We start from the raw sequence: 1,190 nt of genomic DNA on the forward strand, positions 1-1,190 counted from the left end.
GGCGCGAGAAGGGGCGGGGCGGCAGTGGTGCGGGTCGGGTTTCGGCTCGGGCGCCGCGGTTCGGCCTCCGTGGCGGGCGGTGACACCGGGCCGGCGCCGGAGCGGCCGGAGTGGGCTGAAGTGACCGGAGCCGCCGGAGTGGCCGGAGTGGCTGAAGCGATACGGCTCTGAGGACGACGACGAGATGCGCGACCGGAGGACGACGAGATGACGGTGACCCTGGCGGACGTGGCGGCCCGCGCGGAGGTCTCGCCCGCGACGGTGTCGCGCGTGCTGAACGGGAACTACCCCGTGGCGGCCTCCACCCGTGAACGGGTGCTGCGGGCCGTGGACGAACTGGACTACGTACTGAACGGCCCCGCGAGCGCACTCGCGGCAGCCACCTCCGACCTGGTCGGAATCCTGGTCAACGACATCGCCGACCCGTTCTTCGGGATCATGGCGGGCGCGATCCAGGCGGAGATCGGCGGACCGGGTGGCCGGGCGGGCGGGGAGCGTCTCGCCGTCGTGTGCAACACCGGCGGCTCCCCGGAGCGCGAGCTCACCTACCTCACGCTCCTGCAGCGGCAGCGCGCCGCGGCGGTGGTGCTGACGGGCGGTGCCATGGAGAACGCCTCGCACGCCGCGGCCGTGGCGAAGAAGCTGCGCAAGCTCGCGGAGGCGGGGACGCGTGTGGTGCTGTGCGGGCGGCCGCCCGCGCCCGCGGACACCGACGCGGTGGCCCTCACGTTCGACAACCGGGGCGGCGGGCAGCAGCTCACCGAGCATCTGATCGGCCTCGGGCACCGGCGCATGGGGTACATCGCGGGTCCGGAGGAACGTACGACGACCCGTCACCGCCTGGAGGGGCACCGGGACGCGCTCGCCGCGCACGGCATCCCGGACGATCCCGCGTGGACCGTCCACGGGCGCTACGACCGGCGGGCGGGGTACGAGGCGACGCTCGAACTCCTGCGCCGTGAGCCGGCGTTGACGGCTGTCGTGGCCGCGAACGACACGGTCGCCCTCGGTGCGTGTGCGGCTCTGCGGGACTCGGGTCTGCGTATCCCCGACGACGTCTCCGTCGTGGGCTTCGACGACCTGCCGTTCAGCATCGACGCGGTGCCCGCGCTGACGACCGTGCGGTTGCCTCTGGCGGATGCGGGGGGTCGGGCCGGGCGGATCGCCATGGGGCGGGAGGAGGTTCCGCC

1 protein-coding gene is annotated in these 1,190 nt (G+C 74.0%); it reads left to right on the top strand.

Annotation, left to right across the window (positions count from 1 at the left end; genetic code table 11):
- Positions 1–207 precede the first annotated feature (207 nt).
- A partial coding sequence (locus AOK01_RS40245) for a LacI family DNA-binding transcriptional regulator (protein ID WP_055520621.1) occupies positions 208–1,190 on the top strand: 983 nt, incomplete at its 3' end.

Source organism: Streptomyces aurantiacus, assembly GCF_001418335.1.
In the GTDB taxonomy this organism is placed as follows: domain Bacteria; phylum Actinomycetota; class Actinomycetes; order Streptomycetales; family Streptomycetaceae; genus Streptomyces; species Streptomyces aurantiacus.